Origin of the sequence: Spongiactinospora sp. TRM90649 (assembly GCF_029382225.1) — a bacterium.
In the GTDB taxonomy this organism is placed as follows: Bacteria; Actinomycetota; Actinomycetes; order Streptosporangiales; family Streptosporangiaceae; genus Spongiactinospora.
Genome location: NZ_JARLTC010000093.1, coordinates 1 through 1,494, shown reverse-complemented (window position 1 = coordinate 1,494; position 1,494 = coordinate 1). Strand labels below are relative to the sequence as shown.

Below are 1,494 nucleotides of genomic sequence, written 5' to 3'. Positions count from 1 at the left end.
CTTCACAAACCGATCGTCAACACCCTTCGCCATTCCCGCACTCCACGCGGCAGCGACTTAAGACTTACTCGTCTAGCAGCCCGTCGCTCACCGCGGGTGCCGCCCGTCGGGGATGACACTGGCCGCGCTCGTTATTTCCACGACGTCTGGGCCTGGCGACCCTCGGCCGCGGTCATCTCTAACCGCGATGCTCGAAGGCGTCCGCATTGTGATCGATGACGGTGGAGCCGGAGGCCAGAGCGCGGGCGGCGTCAGCGAAGTACTGCTCGTCGGCACCGTGGGCAAGGCCGAGGATGACGCCCTGGCTGAGGCCGACGAACAGCGCCCTGAGCGCGGTGGCCAAGCGCTGTGCCTGGTGTGATGTGACAGTGCCCCCGCCGCGTGATCTGCCGGCGAACAGCGCGATCAGGTGACGCTCTTGTGTCTGGACGGACGCGGCGATCCGAGCTCTCAGTTCGGGGTCGTGCAGGGACATGTCCATCAAGGTGATCTGCAGTGACAGGGCGGGCAGAGCGTCGGGGGCGTCACAGCTGCGGCGGTAGTAACGGGCGAAGCCGTCGACCGCTTCGAGCAGGTCCGCCCCTGCCGGGACCGCCTGTTCGATCTCCTCGTAACGAGGCCGTTGGTAGTCGGTGACCATGGCGACCACCAGGTTGTTCTTGCTGCCGAACAGCGAGTAGACGGCGCCGGTGGTCAAGTCGGCACGCTCGGCGATCTCCTCAAGTCTGGCCCGGTATCCGTCCCGGGAGATGACCTGGAAGGCGGCGTCCAGCAGGGCACGGCGGTTGCGTTCCTTGGCCTCTGCTCTGGTCATTCTCATAATATGATTATTGCAGTAATGTGATTACGGAAGTGGGAGTGCGTCGGGGGGAATGCTCGTGATCCAGTCTCAGAACGTGGCATCGACGGCGGCGGGAGCCCGCCGGATGGGCATCATCGGTGACGGCGTCTTCAAGGTGCTGCTCGGTGCGGTCTTCCTCGTCGGTGCCGTCCAGCTCGGTGACCTGCTCGGCGTGCCTGCCTGGCTGATGATCGCGTCTGGTGCGGCTCTGCTGGGCGGCGGCGGGATCGAGATCATGTACGTGCACCGCCGTACGGCGCGCACCTACATGCGGCTGATGGTCGCCTATGACAGCGCCTGGATCCTGGTAACGCTCGGCGGCCTGCTGATGACATGGCGAGGCGGTGCCGCCGGGGGTGAATTGTGGGTCGGCTACCAGACGGCGGCTCCCGTCGTGCTCGCCGCCCTGCTGGTTACCGCCGCTCCTGCTCGATGAATGCCGGTTCTCGGGCGTCACGCCTCGCTTGACCAGCGGCCGGTGAAGAGCTCCTCGCCCGGCGGAGAACCGGGCAATGGGTCATGTCCCGGCCGCAACCCGTCGAGCGCTATCGCGATCAGCCGTCGGCGTGCCTCGGCGGCGGCGCTCAGCAGATCGGCCCTGCCCTGCTTGCGGAGCTGATCGATCACCGGGGAACGGCCGAACTGCTCGATGA

At 66.2% G+C, this 1,494-nt stretch carries 2 protein-coding genes and 1 pseudogene; 1 reads left to right on the top strand and 2 read right to left on the bottom strand.

Features of this window, described 5'->3' with window-relative positions; all coding sequences use genetic code 11:
- Positions 1-178: 178 nt before the first annotated feature.
- Entirely contained in the window at positions 179-814 is a 636-nt protein-coding gene (locus tag P3X83_RS43125) for a TetR/AcrR family transcriptional regulator (RefSeq protein ID WP_277311249.1), read from the bottom strand.
- Positions 815-878: 64 nt separating this feature from the next.
- Between P3X83_RS43125 and P3X83_RS43120 the strand changes: the two genes are divergently transcribed.
- A complete protein-coding gene (locus tag P3X83_RS43120; protein WP_277311248.1) occupies positions 879-1,277 on the top strand; it encodes a hypothetical protein in 399 nt (132 codons plus the stop codon).
- A 17-nt stretch (positions 1,278-1,294) separates the two neighbouring features.
- Here P3X83_RS43120 and P3X83_RS43115 read toward each other — a convergent pair.
- Positions 1,295-1,494 (bottom strand): annotated as a pseudogene (locus P3X83_RS43115) (TetR/AcrR family transcriptional regulator); the annotation flags it as partial.

What these genes read in the sequence shown, in the direction of transcription:
- P3X83_RS43125 (WP_277311249.1), bottom strand. Translation starts at nt 814, where the DNA reads ATGACCAGAGCAGAGGCCAAGGAACGCAACCGCCGTGCCCTGCTGGAC.